The organism is Desulfocucumis palustris (assembly GCF_002933875.1).
Lineage (GTDB): Bacteria > Bacillota > Desulfotomaculia > Desulfotomaculales > Desulfocucumaceae > Desulfocucumis > Desulfocucumis palustris.
On the sequence record NZ_BFAV01000125.1, the window covers coordinates 33758 to 54205 of the forward strand.

23 protein-coding genes are annotated in these 20448 nt (G+C 46.9%); 7 read left to right on the top strand and 16 right to left on the bottom strand.

Annotated elements, in window-relative coordinates; all coding sequences use genetic code 11:
• Positions 1 to 289 precede the first annotated feature (289 nt).
• From DCCM_RS10265 to DCCM_RS10280, 4 genes are all read left to right on the top strand, one after another.
• Entirely contained in the window at positions 290 to 1420 is a 1131-nt protein-coding gene (locus tag DCCM_RS10265; protein WP_104372310.1) for a PAS domain-containing sensor histidine kinase, read from the top strand.
• Positions 1421 to 1434: 14 nt separating this feature from the next.
• A complete protein-coding gene (locus tag DCCM_RS10270; RefSeq protein WP_104372311.1) occupies positions 1435 to 2895 on the top strand; it encodes a sigma-54-dependent transcriptional regulator in 1461 nt (486 codons plus the stop codon).
• A 295-nt stretch (positions 2896 to 3190) separates the two neighbouring features.
• Entirely contained in the window at positions 3191 to 3652 is a 462-nt protein-coding gene (locus tag DCCM_RS10275; protein WP_104372312.1) for a chemotaxis protein CheW, read from the top strand.
• Positions 3636 to 5213 (top strand): methyl-accepting chemotaxis protein, encoded by a 1578-nt coding sequence (locus DCCM_RS10280; protein WP_104372313.1) that lies wholly within the window; start codon positions 3636 to 3638, stop codon positions 5211 to 5213. The genes DCCM_RS10275 and DCCM_RS10280 overlap by 17 nt, the downstream gene beginning before the upstream one ends.
• 99 nt (positions 5214 to 5312) lie before the next feature.
• Here DCCM_RS10280 and DCCM_RS10285 read toward each other — a convergent pair whose 3' ends face one another.
• The 15 genes from DCCM_RS10285 to phnG all read right to left on the bottom strand — a co-directional run bounded on the left by DCCM_RS10285 (position 5313) and on the right by phnG (position 17899).
• On the bottom strand, positions 5313 to 6038 hold the full coding sequence (locus DCCM_RS10285) for a GntR family transcriptional regulator (RefSeq protein ID WP_104372314.1): 726 nt from the start codon (positions 6036 to 6038) through the stop codon (positions 5313 to 5315).
• Between the two features lie 11 nt (positions 6039 to 6049).
• On the bottom strand, positions 6050 to 6877 hold the full coding sequence (locus DCCM_RS10290; RefSeq protein WP_165792105.1) for an inositol monophosphatase family protein: 828 nt from the start codon (positions 6875 to 6877) through the stop codon (positions 6050 to 6052).
• A gap of 31 nt (positions 6878 to 6908) precedes the next feature.
• Positions 6909 to 7379 (bottom strand): GNAT family N-acetyltransferase, encoded by a 471-nt coding sequence (locus tag DCCM_RS10295; protein WP_104372316.1) that lies wholly within the window; start codon positions 7377 to 7379, stop codon positions 6909 to 6911.
• Positions 7373 to 8578 (bottom strand): alpha-D-ribose 1-methylphosphonate 5-triphosphate diphosphatase, encoded by a 1206-nt coding sequence (locus DCCM_RS10300; protein ID WP_104372317.1) that lies wholly within the window; start codon positions 8576 to 8578, stop codon positions 7373 to 7375. The genes DCCM_RS10295 and DCCM_RS10300 overlap by 7 nt, the downstream gene beginning before the upstream one ends.
• A gap of 83 nt (positions 8579 to 8661) precedes the next feature.
• Entirely contained in the window at positions 8662 to 9519 is an 858-nt protein-coding gene (locus DCCM_RS10305) for a PhnE/PtxC family ABC transporter permease (protein WP_104372318.1), read from the bottom strand.
• Positions 9519 to 10304: a PhnE/PtxC family ABC transporter permease gene (locus DCCM_RS10310; protein WP_104372350.1), complete on the bottom strand. Its 786-nt coding sequence runs from the start codon at positions 10302 to 10304 to the stop codon at positions 9519 to 9521. The genes DCCM_RS10305 and DCCM_RS10310 overlap by 1 nt, the downstream gene beginning before the upstream one ends.
• Positions 10294 to 11079: a phosphonate ABC transporter ATP-binding protein gene (gene phnC / locus DCCM_RS10315; protein WP_174705153.1), complete on the bottom strand. Its 786-nt coding sequence runs from the start codon at positions 11077 to 11079 to the stop codon at positions 10294 to 10296. Before phnC ends, DCCM_RS10310 begins: the two co-directional genes overlap by 11 nt.
• Before the next feature lie 131 nt (positions 11080 to 11210).
• Entirely contained in the window at positions 11211 to 12251 is a 1041-nt protein-coding gene (locus DCCM_RS10320; protein ID WP_104372320.1) for a PhnD/SsuA/transferrin family substrate-binding protein, read from the bottom strand.
• Positions 12252 to 12388: 137 nt separating this feature from the next.
• Positions 12389 to 13108: a phosphonate C-P lyase system protein PhnL gene (locus tag DCCM_RS10325; protein WP_104372321.1), complete on the bottom strand. Its 720-nt coding sequence runs from the start codon at positions 13106 to 13108 to the stop codon at positions 12389 to 12391.
• A gap of 83 nt (positions 13109 to 13191) precedes the next feature.
• Positions 13192 to 13857 (bottom strand): DapH/DapD/GlmU-related protein, encoded by a 666-nt coding sequence (locus tag DCCM_RS10330; RefSeq protein ID WP_104372322.1) that lies wholly within the window; start codon positions 13855 to 13857, stop codon positions 13192 to 13194.
• A gap of 166 nt (positions 13858 to 14023) precedes the next feature.
• On the bottom strand, positions 14024 to 14872 hold the full coding sequence (locus tag DCCM_RS10335; RefSeq protein WP_104372323.1) for an ATP-binding cassette domain-containing protein: 849 nt from the start codon (positions 14870 to 14872) through the stop codon (positions 14024 to 14026).
• A gap of 14 nt (positions 14873 to 14886) precedes the next feature.
• Positions 14887 to 15726, bottom strand: a complete 840-nt coding sequence (locus DCCM_RS10340; RefSeq protein WP_104372324.1) for an alpha-D-ribose 1-methylphosphonate 5-phosphate C-P-lyase PhnJ — start codon at positions 15724 to 15726, stop codon at positions 14887 to 14889.
• Positions 15723 to 16859, bottom strand: coding sequence for a carbon-phosphorus lyase complex subunit PhnI (locus DCCM_RS10345; protein WP_104372325.1), 1137 nt, complete (start codon positions 16857 to 16859; stop codon positions 15723 to 15725). The genes DCCM_RS10340 and DCCM_RS10345 overlap by 4 nt, the downstream gene beginning before the upstream one ends.
• Positions 16860 to 17456 (bottom strand): phosphonate C-P lyase system protein PhnH, encoded by a 597-nt coding sequence (gene phnH / locus DCCM_RS10350; RefSeq protein ID WP_104372326.1) that lies wholly within the window; start codon positions 17454 to 17456, stop codon positions 16860 to 16862.
• A 20-nt stretch (positions 17457 to 17476) separates the two neighbouring features.
• Positions 17477 to 17899 (bottom strand): phosphonate C-P lyase system protein PhnG, encoded by a 423-nt coding sequence (phnG, locus tag DCCM_RS10355; RefSeq protein ID WP_104372327.1) that lies wholly within the window; start codon positions 17897 to 17899, stop codon positions 17477 to 17479.
• Positions 17900 to 18117: 218 nt separating this feature from the next.
• On the opposite strand from phnG, the gene DCCM_RS10360 reads away from it, so the two are divergent.
• Positions 18118 to 18564, top strand: coding sequence for a nitroreductase family protein (locus DCCM_RS10360; protein ID WP_104372328.1), 447 nt, complete (start codon positions 18118 to 18120; stop codon positions 18562 to 18564).
• Positions 18565 to 18695: 131 nt separating this feature from the next.
• A complete protein-coding gene (locus DCCM_RS10365) occupies positions 18696 to 18875 on the top strand; it encodes a hypothetical protein (protein WP_104372329.1) in 180 nt (59 codons plus the stop codon).
• 249 nt (positions 18876 to 19124) lie between these two features.
• Here DCCM_RS10365 and DCCM_RS10375 read toward each other — a convergent pair whose 3' ends face one another.
• Positions 19125 to 19592 (bottom strand): hypothetical protein, encoded by a 468-nt coding sequence (locus tag DCCM_RS10375; protein ID WP_104372331.1) that lies wholly within the window; start codon positions 19590 to 19592, stop codon positions 19125 to 19127.
• A gap of 80 nt (positions 19593 to 19672) precedes the next feature.
• Here DCCM_RS10375 and DCCM_RS10380 point away from each other — a divergent pair, with 80 nt between their 5' ends.
• Positions 19673 to 20431, top strand: coding sequence for a DUF5683 domain-containing protein (locus tag DCCM_RS10380; protein WP_104372332.1), 759 nt, complete (start codon positions 19673 to 19675; stop codon positions 20429 to 20431).
• The last annotated feature ends 17 nt before the right edge of the window (positions 20432 to 20448 follow it).

Consider the following 20448-nt stretch of genomic DNA (forward strand, 5'->3'; position numbering starts at 1 on the left):
GTTCAACAAAAAGGCGCCGAAAACAAAATGAATCCGTTTTTTTAAGGTACCTTTTCCTCCGGGGCAGCCATTTTTCATATATTTGTAAGCAATCCGGCGTTAGCCGGGCCATGCTTGCCGGTCACCAGGCCGGTTAAAACCGGGGATGCTCTCTGAGCCAATAGTGGCAATTTATTTGCAAGGATAAGAAAAGCTTTTTATATTTACAGCTTTTAAACCATTGATTATTTTAAAAGGAGGGTCGTCACATAATGTCGAATTCAGCTAAAAATTGTCAGCAGGTGCAAACATGATACTACAAGACAAAGAGCAGCAAGCAGATGAACTGAACAGGCTACGCAAACTGAATTCTGAATTAAATAAGCAACTATCCGAATTAAAAAAAGCTTTTGAACATACCAAAACAGGTATTGCAATAAGCAATAAGACTGGAAAAAACCTGGCTTATATGAACCCAGCATTTGCGGAAATGCACGGCTACACCGTTGAAGAACTCACCGGCAAGCCGATAAAAAACCTTTTACCCCCTGCTGCCGGGCATCAATTGCCCGAAATAATCGCGACCATCCATAAAAATGGCTGCCACACTTTTGAATCCAGCCATATTACCAAAAAAGGAATAGTTTTTCCTGTTATGGTGGAGGCAAAAGCCGCTTATGACGGTAAAGGAAAAAGCGCCCGGCTAATTATCAATGTCTGGAAAACCGCCGGGCGACAGAGGGTTGAAGAAGACCTGAAAAATTCCGTGGGTATACTGGCTGGAGGTATCGCGCATGAAATTAAACAGCCGTTGAATTCCTTAAAAATGCTGATTGACGGGATTTTGTACTGGAACGAGAGGGAGAGGAGCATTGATACAAACCAAATTATCAAGGAATTAAAAAAAGCATCCTTACAGGTGGATAAAATCAGCCTGATAGTGAAGCAAATGGGAGCCCTGTTCAGAAAGCAAACCTCTCCAAAACCGCACACCTGCGATTTAAACGAAGCTGTTAAAGGGGCTCTCGACATCATGGGCAGGCAGTTACGCGCCCATGGCATAGAAATAAAAAAATCTTTACAAAATCCCTTGCCCAGGGTGCAGGGCGAAAGCTTCAGGCTTGAAGAGGTCACGGTCAACCTGCTGGCCAACGCCATGCACGCCCTGGAGGGCAGCGCTGCCAGGGTAAAAGAAATATTTATAGCAACCCGGTGGGATAAAAATGTAATACTGGAAATAAGGGACAACGGTACCGGCATTAAAGAAGAGCTGAAAAACAAAATATTCGACCCCTTCTTTACCACCAAAGAAACCGGCATGGGTATAGGCCTTTCCATAACACATTACATAGTTGCTTCCACTGGAGGAAGCATCCGGGCGGAAAACAATGTAAAAGGCGGCGCCACTTTCATAGTCGAGCTCCCTGCTTGCAAAGAGTGAGCCGGAGGTAAAAGGTGAATATATTACTGGTGGAAGATGACCGTGACAGCAGGGAATATCTGGCTGGTTTTTTGGGTAAACACGGGCATGCCGTGACTGAATGCGGTAATGGCAAGGATGCCCTGGATTTAATAAACAACCGGGAATTTCACATGGTCCTGTCGGATATTAACATACCTGGAATGAGCGGCCTGGATATTCTGCGCTCCCTTCCTTCCCCACCCCCGGGAAGATATCCGGATGTGGTGCTGTTTACGGGCTACGATGACGTGGAATTAGCCATTGAAGCCATCCGGGCCGGGGCCTATGACTATTTTTTAAAGCCCATAAATATTAAGGAATTGACTGTGGTTGTGGAGAGGGTTGCCAAACACCAGTCTCTTTTACCGGAAAACAAAGTCCTTAATAAAAAAATCGATGAAACGGCTGAAGCCGCCACAAAGGAAACAAAGCGGGAATTAAAGCTGCTGCAGGAAGCTTACGCCCAGGCTATGGGCGCCGGAGAAGTAATAATTGCTTCCGAGACAATGAAAAATATATTCCAGCTGGCGGAAAAATATCATGCCGACCGTACAATTCCCGTATTAATACAAGGGGAGACGGGAACCGGCAAGGAGGTGGTCGCCAGGCACATCCACTACGGCAAAGGCAATACAGCGGCTCCCTTCGTGGATATAAACTGCGCGGCCATATCCCCGGGCATGTTCGAAAGCGAGCTTTTTGGCTACGAAAAAGGCACTTTTACCGGCGGACTGCCCAAGGGTAAAAAGGGAAAAATTGATCTGGCCCTGGGAGGAACTATTTTCCTGGATGAAATAGCGGAGCTGTCAATGGATCTTCAGGCTAAATTACTGCGTTTTATCCAGGAGAAAGAATTCTACAGGGTTGGCGGCCTTAAAAAAATCAAGGCCGACATAAGAATCATATGCGCCACCAACGTAAACATCGAAGAAAGCATTAAGAAAAACTCTTTCAGGCAGGATTTATACTACCGTCTTAACCTGGGTCTAATCCACATACCTCCCCTGCGGGAAAGAAAGGAAGAAATAATACCCCTGGCCGAGGCGTTGATAAGGCAATATGCCCAAAAAAGAAAAAAGCGCTTTTGCACTATTAGCGATTCCGCGTCCAGGATATTGCTTTCCCACCACTGGCCGGGCAATGTGAGAGAATTAAAAAATGTAATGGAATGGATAAGTTTTATGCATGACGGCCCCGAAGTTAAGCCCTCCCACCTGAACATTCTCACCCGGAATAAACCAGCCGGAAACGGAGACAAGCGGATTTTAAACACTGAAACCTTTTCGCTGCCTGAGGGCTCATTTAATATAGAAGAGTTCAACAATATGGTAGTTGCAAAAGCGCTGGAAATGCATAAGGGAAACAAAGCGCAGGCTGCCCGCTATCTGGGCATATCCAGGCGCATGTTGTACTGCCGCCTGGAACGGATGGAAAAAAGATACCACCCTGAATAACAAGCCCGCCTGTCCCAATAGGGACAGATGTACCGCACGGGACACCGGTACAGGTACAATATACTTAAACAAACAGAAAAAATTAAAAACCCGGGTACTTTATATTACATATTACAACTATATTCGACAATTCATTACACGACTCGCCAGTCAAGGCGAGTTTTTTGCATTATGCATTCATTAGCAGTTTTTGATTATCAATTTTTAAACCGGTAATCAAATCAAAATACAAAGGATTACCGTGTTTGCAGCCAGGCCGAAATATATCAAATAAAGGAAAGGAGGTGTATTAAATATGACGGAAAAACAAGTGGTGGTATTTGAATTATCAGGAGTCAGTTATGGCATCGACATCCTTCAGGTGGTGGAGATTATCCGTTTAATAGAAATAACTCCCGTAACCGCAGGCGATTCTTTCATCGAAGGCATTATTAACCTGCGGGGCCGGGTAATTCCCGTGATAAACCTGGCCCGCAAACTGGCCCTCCCGGACAAGAAAAAAGACAATGAAACCAAAATTATTGTTGTTGAATTCAATGACAGCAGAATAGGCCTGATCGTCAACCGGGTTCTGGAAGTGGGAAAATACACCGGCAATGATATGGAATCCGCTGCTTTCACCGGCCCGGAAACCGGATTTATAGACGGGGTTGTAAAAAAAGAAAGCCGGCTCTGGCTGCTGCTGAACCTATCCTGGATTGCAAAGATGGAAAATAAAATATTCAAAGAGGTGAATAGCAATGTCATTGAACATTAAAGCCAAACTTTTAATCTCCTTTTCCATTGTTGTCCTGTTGACGGTAATTACCGGTTTGGCCGGAATTCACAGCGTTAACAGTGTCAATAAAATGGTTTTCGAACTAAATGAAAATGCCCTGCCCGGCGTCAACTACGCCAGGTCCATTGATACCGACACGTCGGATTACAGGGCGGCGCTCCGCAAACATGCCCTTTCGACAACTGAAAAAGACCTGAACGACGCGGAGCAGGAAATGGCCATGGCCACAGATAATTTGGATAAAAATAAAAAAGAATACGAAAAAACAATAACCACGGAGGAAGGGAGAAACAAGTACCAGTCTTTCCTCAACAACTGGGATGAATGTTTGGGAATAGCCCGGCAGATTATGAGCCTATCCCGGGAACAGAAGAATCAAGAGGCGCAGGATATGCTTAATAACGCATTTTTGCCTGCTTACAATAAAAATCAGGAATCTGTAAATACCCTTGTGGAGTTTAAAATTCAGCGGGCCGATCAGATATATAATGAAAGCCAGAGCCAGTATAAATCAGCGGTTGGAATAGTAACGGCCGTTATCCTGTTCGCCGTGCTGATCGGTTTTATTCTGGCCTTTATCATATCCCGCAATATTGCCAACGGGCTTAATATGGTGGTGGAGGCCGCTGACAAAGTCGCCCGGGGCGATCTTACCAGCCAGGACATAGCAATCAGGGGTAAAGACGAAATAGCCCGGCTATCCACCGCTTTTAACAAAATGAAGAGCAGTTTGAAGGATATAATTAACCAGATGGTGGGCATCTCCCTGTCCCTGTCCGAATCCTCGCAGCAACTGGCCAGCCAGGCCGAGCAAACCTCTTCAGCCGCCAGCGAGAACGCCGCCACCGTTGAAGAAATAGCCTCCACCGTGGAACATGTTGCCCAGGATACCCAGGAGATATCCACCTCGGCCAACGAGGCATCGCAAAACGCCAGTGAAGGCATTAACGGCATTAACAAGATCAACGCTCAGATGAACTCCATAATCACTTCCAGTGACCTGGCGGTGCAGGTTATAGACGAACTTTCGGTGACCCTGGGACGGGTTAACCAGATTGTGGACTTGATTACGCATATTGCGGACCAGACCAATTTACTGGCCCTCAACGCAGCCATTGAGGCCGCCAGGGCCGGGGAGCAGGGACGGGGGTTTGCCGTGGTGGCCGAAGAGGTTCGCAAACTGGCCGAGCAATCCGCCGGCGCGGCGAAAGAAATCAACCAGCTGATTACCCAGGTGCACTCGGAATCCCAAAAAGCGGTGGCCACCATGGCCGAAGGCAACCAGCGGGTCAAGGAAGGGGCCGAGGTAGCCGGCGATGTGGGAGAAAACATAAAAGGCATCATAGACGTGGTGGAAAGTCTATCAAACCAGATTCAAAATGTTGCCGCGTCGGCCCAGCAGGTTTCCGCCGGGGTGCAAAATGTGGCCAGCACCACCGAAGAACAGACCGCGGCCATGGAAGAAGTCAGCGCCGCCACGGAGCAGCTGAATATGATGGCCAACAACCTGGATGAACTGGCCAAAAGGTTTAAGGTTTAGCATGTTCCAATATTAATTGATTATCCTGCAACTGTTACCGGGGTTTATATTAGAATCAGGGAGCATATGCAAAAGGCTGGACCATATCAGTCCAGCCTTTTATATACGCTCTTCCGGTGCCGGTATCACATAGAAGGAAAAGCTGTCGCTTCTATATAGAATCCTGGTGTAGTCCAATACCCTGCCGCTTTTTTTATCAACACAGCCGGATTCCAGCACCAGCAGCGGTATTAAATATGTACACTCCAACAGTTTCCGCTGGGATTTCGTTGGAAATGTAACGCTTAAGATGCTGGGTTTTGAACAAAATTGGTTATATCCTTTACTGTTGTAATATTTGAACATGGATGTAATCTCCATGCCCACGGCATCAATATTGTCGAATACCGATTTGGCAACATAGGAGATATGAATGGCGATGGGCTGCCCGTCAATAAACCTCAATCTTCCCACCTTAAAAATCCTGTCACCCTCATCAGCTTCCAAAAAATCATAAATCTTTTTATTGTATTTGATCTCCTTGCAAAATACATTTTTTGATTGAAAATCATACCCTTTTTCAATCATTTTCTGGCTGAAACTCACGTCCCCGGAAAGAACAAGCTCAATTTGTCTATGTCTGTCCTTTACATAACTTCCTTTCCCCTGCTTTTTATAAATATAGCCCAATTCCTCAAGTCTTTCATAGGCTTTTCTGGCTGTAATTCTCGGCACCTTGTATTGATCGGCAATTACATTTTCAGACGGCAGTTTATCGTTGGCGACATATTTGCCTGAAACAATTTTAAAAATTAAATTGTCCAGTATTTGCATTTCATCCGGCATTGCCCTACCCCTTAATAGCCATATTCATTCCTGATGCGCTCCGGAAAGTATTCCAGGGCTTCCTCCCATATTAAAGGCGAACGGAAAGCAGCCACCAAAAGTTTACCATAACCCGGGCTATTTTTGTCTTTTTTCCGGGGGAGGAAAAATCCCCCCCGCTGCTCCAGGAAAATTCTGGCTGCCGCAACATCCCATTCATAGACATTTGACGAAATAAACAAATCGTATTCCCCATTTGCCACCTTACACAACTCAAGGGATGCGCATCCCAGATATCTGTGCGCCTGAACCCCGGACAACATCCCCAAAACATCCATATCCAAACCGGACAGTTCAACAATGGTTCTCAAACTCATGGCCACAACCGCCCTGGTCATCCTCTCCTTCCGTGCGGGCAGGGTATCCAGGGGGCATCCATTCATAATTGCCCCTTCACCCTGTCCGGCAGCAAACATGACACCGTTCGCAACATCATGGACCAGGCCGAAAACCGGGTTTCCATACCTGTACAGGGCCAGTGAAATGGCATAATCCCTGCCGAAGCGGTAGTAATTGACAGTACCGTCAATTGGATCGATTACCCAGGTGTAGCCGTCTCCGTCCGCAATTGCCCAGGTCTGGCTTTCCTCCGCCACTATGCCGTGCCCCGGGTACCTTTCCAGGATGGCCTCCGCCAGAATTCTCTCAATTAATATATCATGCCCGGTAACAAGATCCATCTGGGATGTCTTTTCCCTTACTTCAATGGCTGAATGCCGGCGAATCCTTTTCAATTTCAACCCGGCTGACCGGGTTAAATCATAAGCAAAATCATACATTCCTCTTTCTTCATCATTCATTTGCCCATAACCCCTTCTTTCAGGGACAACGCTAATAGCCCGGAAACTCCTGCTCCTGTTCCAAAGGTTCATTAAGAGCTATCATGAAGCTTATCCCGTGCTGCTCAAAACCCAGCCTTTCATAAAACCTGTGAGCGGGAATCCTTTTTTTATTACTGGAAAGCATAAGCTTATAACAATTTTCTTCCTTAGCCCGTTCCATTACAAATCGCATCAGCCGGCTGCCCACGCCGAGTCCCCTGAATCCCGGACTTACGATCATGCTCTCCGCCACAGCCAGTTTCGCCCCTTTATGTCCCAGGTTGTCAATAACTATAAGACTGCAGGTGCCGATTAAGGTATTGTTGTCTTCGGCCACAAAGACCTTATAGCACGGATATTCCTTCATTTTGCGCCATATTGCCAGCGCCCCGCCGGAATCCATTCCCTCTTCCCCGTCCATATCTTTTAAAAGCCCTAATATTTCCGGCAACTCGGCCTCCGCGGCCTCTCTGATTAACATATATTATCAACTCTTTCGCTGCCAAAGATCTGAAAATCCGATTGGTATACAGTGACACCGCCCACCAGGGTTTGACGAATCAGGGGATAACCCTGATGTAATTCAACCACTATTAAATCGGCATATTTTCCAGGCTCCACAGTTCCCACCTCGCACTCGATTCCCAAAGCCCTGGCCGGGTTTAAGGTGGCCATACTGACAGCCTCGGTCAGTTTAACTCCTTCCCCGGTGAGGCGAAAAATCGCCGGAAGCATGGCGCCGGGCAAATAGTCGGAGCACACGATGTCCGCGGCATTATTGGCGATGGCGTCAATAGCCCTCATATTATTACTGTGGGACTTGCCGCGCACGATATTGGGAGCTCCCACACACACGTGAATACCTTTGGATTTGGCGTAAACGGCTGTTTCAAGGTTGATGGGAAATTCACTTACCACCCCTTCACAATCAAGGAGTGTCTCAATTTTTTCCCTGGTGTCATCATCATGGGACGCCATTCTAATTCCCCTGAACCTGGCATATTTACCCAGGCCAACGAGTTTGGGCCAATCAATCATTGCCTGGTACTCCGCCGCTTTATCCAAAAAAGCTTTGACTTCCTTTTCTTCTCTCCCGTAGGACTGGATTGTAAAGTTTTTTAAAGCCTGGACGTCCTTAAACTGCCCCTGGCCGGGGGAATGGTCCATATATGACATGAAGTCTATGCTCTTATCCCTGATCAGGCTCTCAAGGACATTTACACCGTCAAGAAAAGTCACCTCATATCTAAGATGTATTTTGTGATTAATCATTGAGCGTGTCTTTTTAAGCTTATTTATGCCGGCGATAATATCCAGAACCATGTCTTTATCCCGCACTCCCCATTCGTCGCTCAGGGTAAGGGAATGGTACATGGTTGTTATACCGCTTGCGGCGAGCTTCTTTTCCAGCTCATAGAAGGCCATGTTTATGGGAAACAGAGTATTGGGCCTCGGCTGCATCTCTTTTTCAATGGCATCACAATGCATATCGATCATTCCCGGCATAACATAACAGCCCCCGGCATCAATCACCGTCAAATCCGGGCCGCCGTTAACCCCGGCAAAATTACTTTCCCTCACCCCGGAAATTCTGTTGCCGTCAATAAGAATATTGCCCTTGATAACCCTGTCGGGCAAAATGATATTTGCGTTATAAATACATGTCTTCTTATTTCCCACTATTTAATTTGCTCCCTTAATTTTGATTCCCCGCTTTAACACAGGCTATAACCATGCTTTAAGCCGGAAGGCGCCAATCGGAACTAAATCCTTTTCCGGAGTCTGCCCTTCATATTTGTGGAAAGGGACTCCAGGGCCATGGCAAAGGCTAAAATAAAGTAGGTAATAAGCCCTACTTCCCGCAAATCGAAATAAAATCCACTGGCCATAAACAGATCAAAGCCGATACCGGCCGCCCCGGCAGCGGCGCCCATGGCAACCGCGTTGGCGAAGTTGATCTCAAATCTCAAAAAGGTCCAGGACAGCAAATAGGTAACAGAGGATGGTATAACCGCCTGAAATACAATTTGCCACCAATTGGCGCCGCTGGCCATCAATGCTTCAATCACACTCCTGTCCAGGTCTTCAAAGGACTCGGAATAGGCCTTGGTCAAGTAGCTGACGGAATGAAAAGTCATGCCGATTACCGCCGCGGCGCTGCCCAGCCCGGCAGAGACGGCAAAAATCAATACCCACAAAATGGTGGGCACCGCCCGGATAAAAGCCACAAAAACTTTGATAATATTGGCAACCTGTTTCAAGCCCAAATTCTGAGCGGCCAGCAACCCCAAAAACAAGGCGATTATGCCGCCAAACAATGTGGTCAAAAATGCCAGTCCCATTGTTACCACCACTCCGTAAAAAGCATCCGGCAGACTAAACCGGTGTGAATACGGCTGCAGAAACATGGTCTTGAAATTACTTAAGGTATCGGACACCGCCTTTTTAATGTCGACACTATTATAATCAATGGTGGATAAAGCATATATCGTCAACACTGATAAAATCAGCAGTATTATTCTCATGGCAAAAGACGACCTGTTCAGGGGCCTGACCGGGGTGTCCGCAATTTCATCGCTGCTTAATTGCCCCCATCCCTTGATTGATTCTTCAATTTGCATCACAAAATCACCCTTCTAATCTTATTTGATATGGACTCGATGACGATAACCGTGATTACAATCAGAATCACAACCAGGCTTGCGGCATGATAATTCAAACTTTTATAATACAGCTCAAAGGAAAACCCGATACCGGTTCCGGTGAGAATTCCCACCAGGGTGGCGTCACGGATATTGGTTTCAATCATGTATAATAACCAGCTGATCATCTGGGGCATGCTGGAAGGTAAAACCGCTTGAAATATGATATGAAAATAACCGGCTCCGGTGGCCTGCAGGGCCTCAACCGAATTATTGCTCACTTCGTCGATGGTTTCCATAAAGGCCCGGGCAAGAAATCCCAGCGAACCAAAAAACAGCGCCAGGTATCCGGTTAGCGGGCTTTGGCTGAAGGCCAGCATTAAGACCATGGCCCAGGCCACCAGGGGTATGTTGCGAAAAACCGAGGCGATTCCCCTGGCCGCCACACTAAATAAATTGTTCATTCTGGTGGTCCGGGAACCGGCCAATGCCAATAGTATGGCAAAAACAGCGGCCACGGTGGTTGAGGCAATGGACATCAGCACCGTTTCCCGCAGTTTGAGCATAATATCACCCAGTTTCTGCATCGACCCGGCATCGGGATAAAAATTGGAAAATCCCCAGATTAAGGCCCCGGCGATGCTGGTAAAGCCTTTAAGCACATCGTACTCGGTAATAATCATGGAGCCCGCGGTGAGGATAGCCAGCGAGGCAAAAAAGAGCAGCCCCCCGTTCCTGCGTTTGATAAAAATGTCAGCTTGCATTTCTTTCTCCCAGATCAACAATCAAATCTCCGGACTCCGAGCCATAAATATCGTAGATCCGCTCAGGCGTCAGTTCCGCCGGCGAACCGTCGAAAACCACTTTGCCTTTATTTACACCGATAATTCTGTCGGAATACTTCAGGGCCACATTTACCTGGTGCAAATTAACAATCATGGTTATGCCCATCCCCGTGGAAACGTTTCTTAAATGATCCATTATAATTTTAGAAGCGTTGGGGTCCAGCGAAGCAATGGGCTCGTCACATAAAATCATTTTTGGATTTTGCACCAGCGCCCTGGCGATCCCCACCCGCTGTTTTTGGCCGCCGCTTAACTGATCGCATCTGCTATAAACCTGCTCATTCAGCCCCAGGAATTTGATAATCCTGAAAGCCTGCCCTTTTTCCTCCTGGCTGTACCTGCCCAGCACACCCGCCAGGGTTGACTTGTAACCAAGCCTGCCGTGGAGCACGTTCTCGATCACAGTCAGCCGGTCAACCAGATTATAATGCTGGAAAATCATGCCTATCTTTGTTCTTAATTTTCTTAAATCCCTTTTATTCAACTTTGAAACAATAACACCGTCAAAATAGATTTCCCCGCCGGTCACCTCAATCATCCGGTTAATACAGCGCAGCATGGTGGACTTTCCCGCTCCGGAAGGTCCTATCACGGAAACAAACTCTCCTTCCCGGACCGAGAAGCTGACATCGGACAATGCCGTTGACGCACTGTTATAACACTTGGTAACATTTCTCAATTCCAATAACGCCATAATCAGCCCCCTTCGCTTTTTTTAGAGGGGCCTGGAAGCACCCCGGCCAACCTGCTCCTGCCGGACGGACTGCTTCCAAAATCCCTTTAACTAAAACTCATTTTGCCCATGGCCAACCGGCCTGACATTGCCTATTTGCTCAGCTCCCTGATGGGGTTAAACCAGGTGTCTTCCACTTCCAGGAAACGCTGGGGCTTATTGAAAAAGCCTTTGCCTCCCTTATCCACGAAAATCTTTGTATTACTGGCAACCTCATCGGAGGTAAGCGCTTGAGTTATGGCGTCGATGGTTTCCTGGCTCAACACGCCGGTATTGGCAACAATGGGAGCGTTCAAAACCGGAATTGCTTTGATAACCACGTATTGCACGCCCGCCAGTTTGTCGAAGGGGGCGGCGGCGTCCTTCCTGACAGTGTAGACGGCTCCCGGAGTGTTTTCGGCTCCCGAGGTTAGTTCGACATAGCTGGCCACGTCAATATCATCCACGGCGGCCACATCAGCTTTATCCGTAAGCACGTTTACCAGAGACAACTGGTGGGAACCTCCAAAAAGCACCTGGCTGAAAAATTTATCGCCGCCGCCTTGAAGCAGATCTTCCTGTTTCAGACTTTTCCATTTGTCCTGTTTAGTAAAATCTGTAATTATAGCTGCCGAGGGCACTTTAAATCCGGATGTGGAGCTGGAGGAAACGAAAGACATTTTTTTCCCCGCTATATTGTCAATGGAGAAACCGTCGCCGGATTTGTATTGCTCCTCATTGCCTTTTTTAACCACCAGCCGGCTATAATACAGGGCGTCGTTCAAGGTTCCGGAATCCCCGCTGTTGACCACCAGGGGAAGAACTTTATCATTTTTGGCATGGGCCTCTATGTATTGTTGAGCTCCCACCCAGGCTACCTGGGCATTGCCGCTTGCCAGGGCTTCAACGGTAATGGCGTAGTCGGTGGTCAATTTGTCTTCAACTTTTTTTCCCGTGGCTTTTTCAATAACCTTGTCGATTTCAGCCCGGGCCTCCTTAAGATCATCTCCCGCGGTATTCGGCAGCCAGGCCACCGTGATGGTATCGGGCTCTTTGACAGGCGAGGAAGTGCCTGTGGAGGTGGATCCGCAGCCAGCCATCAGTAGCAGCGACACAAGAGTAATAACCAGCCCGAGTAAAGGAATTTTTCTCATAAAAATACTTCCTTTCATTTTGAAATTAAAATAACCCTTACGCCAGAAATAACGGGGATAACTCAATATCTTAGCTTACCTGATAATGATTAAGAGCATATTAATTAATTTATGGTTTTGGTAAAAACTAGGTTAAATCAGTACAAATTAACAGCCGCCCTATCGACTAATTTTCCGTCCCGCAGGGTGTATTCCCGGTGGCAAAGGTTTTCCATGAACTCCAGATCATGAAAGATACCCATCATTGTTGTTCCTTCCCTGATAAGTTGCTCAATGAGCTCTCTTACCCGCAATTTCGAGGTGTAATCCAGACTGGCGGTGGGTTCATCCAGCAGCAGCAACCTGGGGTGCTTGACCATGGCCCTGGCGATATTGAGGCGCAATTTTTCCCCGCCGGAAAAGGTGGCGGGATAACTGTCCCATAATTCTCTGTCCAGTTCAAAATGCGCCAGCATTTTTTCAGCTTCCCATTCCGCATAATCCTCCGCCCGCCCCATCTCCAAAACCCCTTGTTTAACCAGTTCCCGGGCAGTGGTCCGGGGCATCACATTTAAAAACTGGGATACGTAACCAATCTCATGCTTTCTTAAATAAATAACCTGTCTTTCAGATGCTTTGGTTAGATTCACAGGCCCGAATTTTTTGGAGTTGTACCAGATGCTGCCCCGCTGGGGAACATAGGTGCGATAAATACATTTAAACACCGTTGATTTCCCGCTGCCGCTTTTCCCCGTTATACCGACAAATTCACCTTCTTTCATGGCAATATTAATATCGTGGAGTGCTTCGATGTGTTTGCCCAGGTTATGTATCGTAAAATATTTCGATAAGTGCTCGACGGCTATTATCTCCTCCACTTAATCACCTCTTCGTAAAATTAATTCCACCGTTAAAACTTTTTAAATTAAAGTTCAAATACCATTACATGCTCATAAAAAGCTCATTTGCCATTCATCTGCCTGTTCTCTGCAATGGTGTTGCTATTAAGTGCAAAAGGATAATACTTATTCACAAATTCATGGATTGGAAGGTAAAAATCATCCAGCCTGTCCTTGATGGCGTCATAGGACCAGTTCCACCATTTGATTTCTTCCAGTTTTTGAATAATATCCGCCGGAAATCTTTTCCTGATTGGTTTAGCCGGCACGCCGGCAACAATGCAATAGGGCTGGACGTCTTTGGTCACCACCGCCCCGGCCCCCACCACCGCGCCGTTGCCGATGGTCACCCCCGGCATGATGATGGCCCCGTGTCCAATCCAGGTATCATGGCCAATGTAAATTTTTTGCTCCGCCCGCCATTGAAAAAACTTTTCATCATCCGTGCCGGCAAAGCCATACTTCAGCCTGCGGTAAGTAAAGTGGTGCAGGCTCGGTCTGTCCATGGGGTGGGCGGTGGGACCTATCCTGACCATGGCCGCGATATTGGCAAACTTGCCTATAACCGCGTTTTGAATGATGCAAAAGGCGCTGGTATAGGAATAATCATCAAGAAAGACATTCTCCAGATGGTTGTAAATATCCACCTCGGTGAACTCCCCCAGCTCCGTGTTTACCAGCTGACAGCCCTTGTGGATAAAGGGTTCTTTTCCAAGCCTGCTGTTCATTTTCTTTTGCTCTACCTCCCGATATGGTAAAGGGACTCACCTCTATTTAACTTTTCCGCCGGGAAGTCCCCACAACTTTAGCCTTCCTCACCCGTAAAGCGAGGGCGAAGGGTGGGGTAGTTCACAAGCCTGACTATATAGATGATGAAGGCCCCCAACGTATGTACTACACGAGCAGAGATTGGACCAACTGCTGGGTATAGCCGTGCTGCGGATCTTCCAATATCTGATCAGTCAAACCCTGTTCAACAATCCTGCCATCCAAAATCACAATTGTTCGATCCGCCAGCATGCGGATAACTCCCAAATCGTGGGACACAATGAGCACGCTGATTTTCAGCCGGCGCTGAATTTGTTTGATCAGGTCCAAAACACTGGCCTGCACCGACAGGTCCAGTCCGGTGGTTACCTCATCCAGCAGCAGGAGCGGCGGATTGTTGGATAAGGCTTTGGCAATCTGCACCCGCTGCTGCATGCCCCCGGAGAAATTCCTCGGCGCTTCTTTGATCCGGTATACCGGTATATTAACGTGCTCCAGCAGTTCTTTACCCCGGGCTTCCATCTCCCGCACATTCCGGTTGCCCGCCGCGATTAACTTCTCGGCTATATTGCCGATGGATGAAAAATCCATTTTTAAACCCAGAACCGGATTCTGATAGACTTTTCCCATCATCCGGTTGCGAATATACCTTTTCTGCTGGGAGGATTCCGTAAAAATATTCTCCCGGCCGCTCTTATAGGAACTTATATAGGCCTCACCGCCGCTGACCTTCTGATCAAAATACAGGCACTGCATCAGAGTTGACTTGCCACTGCCGCTTTCCCCCACCACTCCTAATATTTCTCCGGCATAAACCTCAAAGGTGATATCCCGGCAGGCATAAACCGTGGCGCAGACAGGGCAAAAATTTTTGTTTAAAACCATCCCCCCGGCATCCCGGCAACTGGCGCACCCTTTACCATATTGCTTATTTAAATGGCTTACCCGCAAGACAGGCTGTTCGAAATCTTTCATTTGGCCCTACCTCATCAAATCTTTCCATTTAATCTACTCATGCAAAAGCTGGTATCGTTGCATTGATAAATGGTTTTTCCCGTTGCCTGATCCTCTATTTCATCCAGGTATACTCCCTTTGCCCCGCACAGCCGGCAGGACTTATTCCGAAAGGATTCCGTCTGAAAAGGAAAGTCCTCAAAAGCCAGCGATATAACCCCGGTATGCGGCGGCACCGCGTATACCTTCTTTTCACGGCCCGCGCCAAACAGAATCAGGGCCTTGGAGCAATTCAACCTGGGATTGTCAAATCTGGGGATGGGACTTGGGGCCATAACATATCTGTCATGAACCATGACAGGGTGGTCCGCGCCTGTGGACATGTTGCCGTAACTCATGATTTGCTCAAACAGCATGAGCCAGACACCGCTATATTCCTTTTCCCCATGCAGCTTTTTGGTCTCATATTCACTTGGCTCGTAATATCTCAGCGGCTCCGGCAGCGGTACCTGAAGAACCAGAATCTGGCCCTCCCGCAGGGGTACTTCCGGAATCCGGTGCCGGGACTGGATGATGGTTGCTTCCTCCATTGCCTCGGTTACATTAATGCCGGTGGTGGCCGTGATGAGTTTTTTGATGTTTACGGCATTAACCGATTCATCCGAGCCCTGGTCAATCACTTTTATAACATCTTCCTTACCCACCAGAGAAAGGGTCAGTTGCAGCCCTCCGGTTCCCCAGCCCCTGGCAATGGGCATTTCCCGGGAAGCAAAGGGCACCTGATATCCCGGAATAGCAATGGCCTTTAATGTGGCCCTTCTAATTTCCCTCTTGGAACCCTCATCGAAAAAAGCAAAATTGTATTCTATTTTCATGGATTCAGCTCCCCGTCACTTTCCATGTCCTTGCCCCGCCCGCTCTTCTTTGACTTGCGGACACTGTCCAGCTTGGACTGGAAGGTTACATAATGGGGCAATTTAAGATGTGATATAAACCCTGTGGCTTCGACAGAGTCAATGTGCAAAAGAACAAATTCCTCATTATGGGTTGGATACTCCGGGCTGCCTGTTTCCAAACAATGATCCAGTATGCTCATGGCAATGGCCTTGGTTTCATTTTGTCCGTAACAGATACCGTAACCGATGCCGAACTCAATCTCTTTCACGCCGTTTTCTTTTTGCACGGGCGCCGGAAACAGGGTCTCCACTTCGGTTACCTTGATTCCTCCGATATAATAAGCGTCATCTTCATCCTCCCCGTCGAAGGGGTTATCCACGTATAGGGGTAAATGTCCCACCCGCAATTCTCCGACGGTTGGATGCAGCGCCCCATAACCGCGCAGGGCGGCATAGCCTAAAGAAGTAACGGCCCCGGTCTGCCCCCTGGTTAAAATCTGCAGTCTTTCACTGCGGCTGGTGGGAAATTTTACACTTTCCCTGGTAATATCGTCCGGTTCACGATCATTGTTTTCACAGTCCTGGAGCAGGCCTTCCCTTCGCAGATAATCCAGGATCTTGGGCAGATTGGCCAAATCCGTAGCGCAACTGTTGATTCCGTTGTCCCGGGCGAAATTATGCAGCCAGTTGCTGATATCCCCTTCTGTTTCATTATTTAATTCAAAATCTATTAAACGATGGGTGTAATCGCAGGTGGCCCCTAATATCTGCCCGCCGGGAATGTCTTTAAAACTTGCCGAAATTCTTCGTTCAGCCAGCATGTCATCCGGGTGAACCGTGCGGGAATAATGTTTTCTGGGCAAAGTGGAACGGTAAGCCCTCATCAAAAAGACCGCTTCCTCGGGACTTCCTTCCGCCTGCTTGATGGATATGGCTGCCAGAGTTTCACTGTAAAGACTGCTCTCCGACATGACCTGATCGATCAGGCAGCGCATTCCGCATTCAATTCCGTGAACATCCAGCACATCGCCCTTTTTCAGCCGCTCATATTTAAGCCGTTTAATTGACTCCTCAATGGCCAAAGTACCGCCTTTTACCGCCACATATCCCATCTATCCAACCACCCGTTTCACTATTTGAGTTGTTCTGGGAATACATAAAATGTTATGACTGGAATCTGTAAAGATAATATCTATTCCCAATGGATATTCCACGTTTTTTTCAGCCCGTATATCCACCCAGCTATCCGTGGTTTGCACCTTTATACAACTCTCCCGGTCAATTCCCGGGCCGGTAATAATCAAATCACCGTTATTGCCCAGGGTGGCGACTTCAACGATAATGGTTGCTGATTTATGAGGATCTATCAAATTTCCCGGACAGGCTGCTTTAAATGCCTTCTCCAAAGCCAAAGGCCCGGCGTCATTTAAAATAAAAATAAAATCGGCATTTTCCGGTTCCGCTGCCCTGGCATAAGTTAACTGGTTGATCAGCCGGCTGATTTCAGCTTCCCGTTCTGAAACAGCTTTAAAGGTTACTTCAGTATCCAGAAGCATTAGCGCCAATACCACCGTGGAATTAAAACAGCCGGCCTCCACGTCGATGTTATCCGCCTGGGCTTTTATATTACTGATCAATCCCGGCCTGGACATGGCATCCAGCGTCTTTCTATAGGCCCTCTGTATGTCATGGACCGCATCCAGTTTCATGGTTTCATACTCCTCTTACCTCAGTTGTCCATTGTTTGAAAGGATACTTTTGTCTTTAACACATTGTTTTTAAAGGTTTCATAATTCTGTTTGATTTTTTCCTCCTCAAGGAGCAAGGTTCTTGTCCAATCCTCTGTCTCCGGTAAAGCGGCATTGTATGCCGCGTCTATAATTGCCAGATAATAAGCATGCTCCGGCTCTTGTCCCTTGACAATGCCGATTCCCAGATGCCCGTTAAGCATCACTTTGCATTCCGTAATTAATACTTCACCCAAATAGAAAAGACTTTTCCTGGCCGTTTCCCTTACCTTGACCATAACTAAACCATTGTCGGGTTCCTCAATTGTTTTGACATTATAATTGTTTATTATTCCTTCCGCTAATTTTTTTGCAATTTCACGGGAACCTTTCAGCAGGATCTCGGTTCTCTTTCTTCTGACCATCTAATAGCCTTCCTTTATGATTTCTTCACGTTAATTATGATAACTTGTTGCCAAGTTGGTGAATTTAAAGCCTTATTAAACGCTTGTTATATTTCTGTTAAAAGCAAACATATTTTTGGAAAATGCCTGTTTTCCAATACTAACTCTTACTTCCAGCACCTTGGTGAACCGGGTATTTTATTTTCCGGAATGGCATAAAACCCCTATTGACTTCGAGTATGCTCAAAGGTATAGCATGGGGCTTTGTTATTATAACGGATAAAAACGAAATGAAGCGTTTATCGGACGAAACAAAAAAACACCTGGTTGAAAACCTTGAAAAATATCCATATTTTAAGCAATATGAAAACATGTTGAAGGATATAAATTTTAACATTTTTTACAATGCGCCCTGTTTGCTGATAATCTATGGCGACACCAATTCCCACTGGCATGTTTACGACTGCACCCTGGCAGCCGGCAATATTATGCTCGCCGCCGTAGAATTCGGATTGGGTACCTGTTGGATTGGATTCGCAGGGCATATTTGTGATAGCGGGGAATTTAAATCAAAATATAACATTCCCGGTCACTACAAGCTGGTGTGCCCTATGGTTGTCGGCTATCCCAAGGTGCAGCTGCCGCCCCCGGACCGAAAACCGGCCCCTGTTTTCTTCCATGGGTAGACATTTTTTAACAACCCCGGGTAACTTTCATTTCAAGAGCAGGAATCCTCGCCGATAAGTAGAAAATATTTAGTTGGTTTATTAATTGTTTAGAATAGAATCCAGGTATTTAGTAAAGGGGGAGTGGAAAAATGACAAAAGCAAAGGATATGACGCAGGGGCAAATTGCCCATACCTTTTGCACTTGGTGTTATTACCGCCTCTTTGTCGCGGGCAGCGACTACTGGGGGTGCGGCCTGGTAGAAAAGAAAAAGGAAGAACACTGCTCATATAAAAAGGCGCTGCTGAAAGAAGAAGAAAAAGTAAGCTGATTTTGAATTGGTACAGGCAATTAATAGAAATGGCGGAACAGCCGGCCTGACGGCAGAAATACAAAAATTTGAAATTGTATCCATTTATTGTGCATGGATTTCAGAAGCCACCAGTGCTGAACTGGTGGCTTTAATTTTAACCACTGAAGATATGCGAATGTATTGCTCCCTCATAATCATTTTTGCTGGTTTCCCCGGCCAACGGGGCCTGGCGCACCATTTGCAAAATGGCATATTTCAGGCGCCAATTTAAAATAAGCCCTGGCTCCGCCCCAGGGCTACGGCCTTGCATTCCTTCATAATATCTTCCGCCTGCAGTATTTCATCTTCACTCCGGCAACGCACCCCCACCAGCACATCCCCCGAAGGAGACCGCCCCCGGGAAGCCTTTCCCTTTACAATCATTTTATCGATAAAATAACCCAGCCCGCATCCCGCCGCCAGGCCTATGAGCCCAAGGGCCACAGGACCGATAAAAACCATCGAGCCGTAAATAACCCCCATCAGCATTCCTATGGACCCGGTTATGGCCATGCCGTCCACAAGGCTCATGCCGTCACTTGCGTACATGGTGTCAAGTATTCTTTGCCTGCCGGGCAGGCAAGGGTCGAGCACAACCACTAAAAGCCTGTCCCCGGAAAAGCCTGAATCCTTTAATCTTTTAATCCCCAGCTCCAATACCAGCGAGGTTTTATAAAGTCCGTATACGCTATACATGACATCACCTGTAGGATTTAGGATAATCACAATAGCGGCAGGTTATTCTATTTTTGTACACTAAAGCAGGTGATCCAAAAATGATGAGAAAAAAACAGCTTCGATTTGCCAGGATGGCCATGTCCGAATTGAACATAGCCATTTTGCACGCCAAAATGCCCTGGATGCCCATGTGGTGGTCCGCCGCCCTGCCGGGTCTGGGCCACCTGTGTAAAGGTTCATATTGCAAAGGACTCATTCTCATGTTATGGGAAATACTGGTTAACTTTAAGGCCAGAATTAATATAAGTATTTTACACACCTTCACCGGTGAATTCAGTAAAGCCAGGGAAGCTTTAAATGTGGAATGGGCGCTGGTTTATGGAGTGATATTTTGCTTTTCCATCTTCGACAGCTATCGCAATAGTGTTGAATCGAATATACTGAGCAGGCTGGAACGGCAACAAAAAAAGAGCGACTATAGATTTATGATAATGTCCCCCTACGGTATGAATTACCTGAACAGGTTAAATCCCTGGCTTGCAGCCACCTGGTCCGCCCTTTTGCCAGGATTCGGGCACATGTATAACGGTAAAACAATTAAAGGAACCATCCTTCTGGTATGGTCCGTGGCCATAATATATTTCTCCCATGTCAACCACGGTATAATTGCCACCTTTACTGGAGAATTCAGCAAGGTCAATGACATAGTCAATTATCAGTGGTTGCTTTTTTTCCCTTCGATATATTTGTTTTCCATTTGGGATTCGTATAACGACGCGGTGGAGACCAATAAACTTTTTGCGGAGGCTCAAAAACAGCACTTGAGGAAAACCTACGGTAAAACAATTAAGAATTGATGGCCATGGCCAACTCC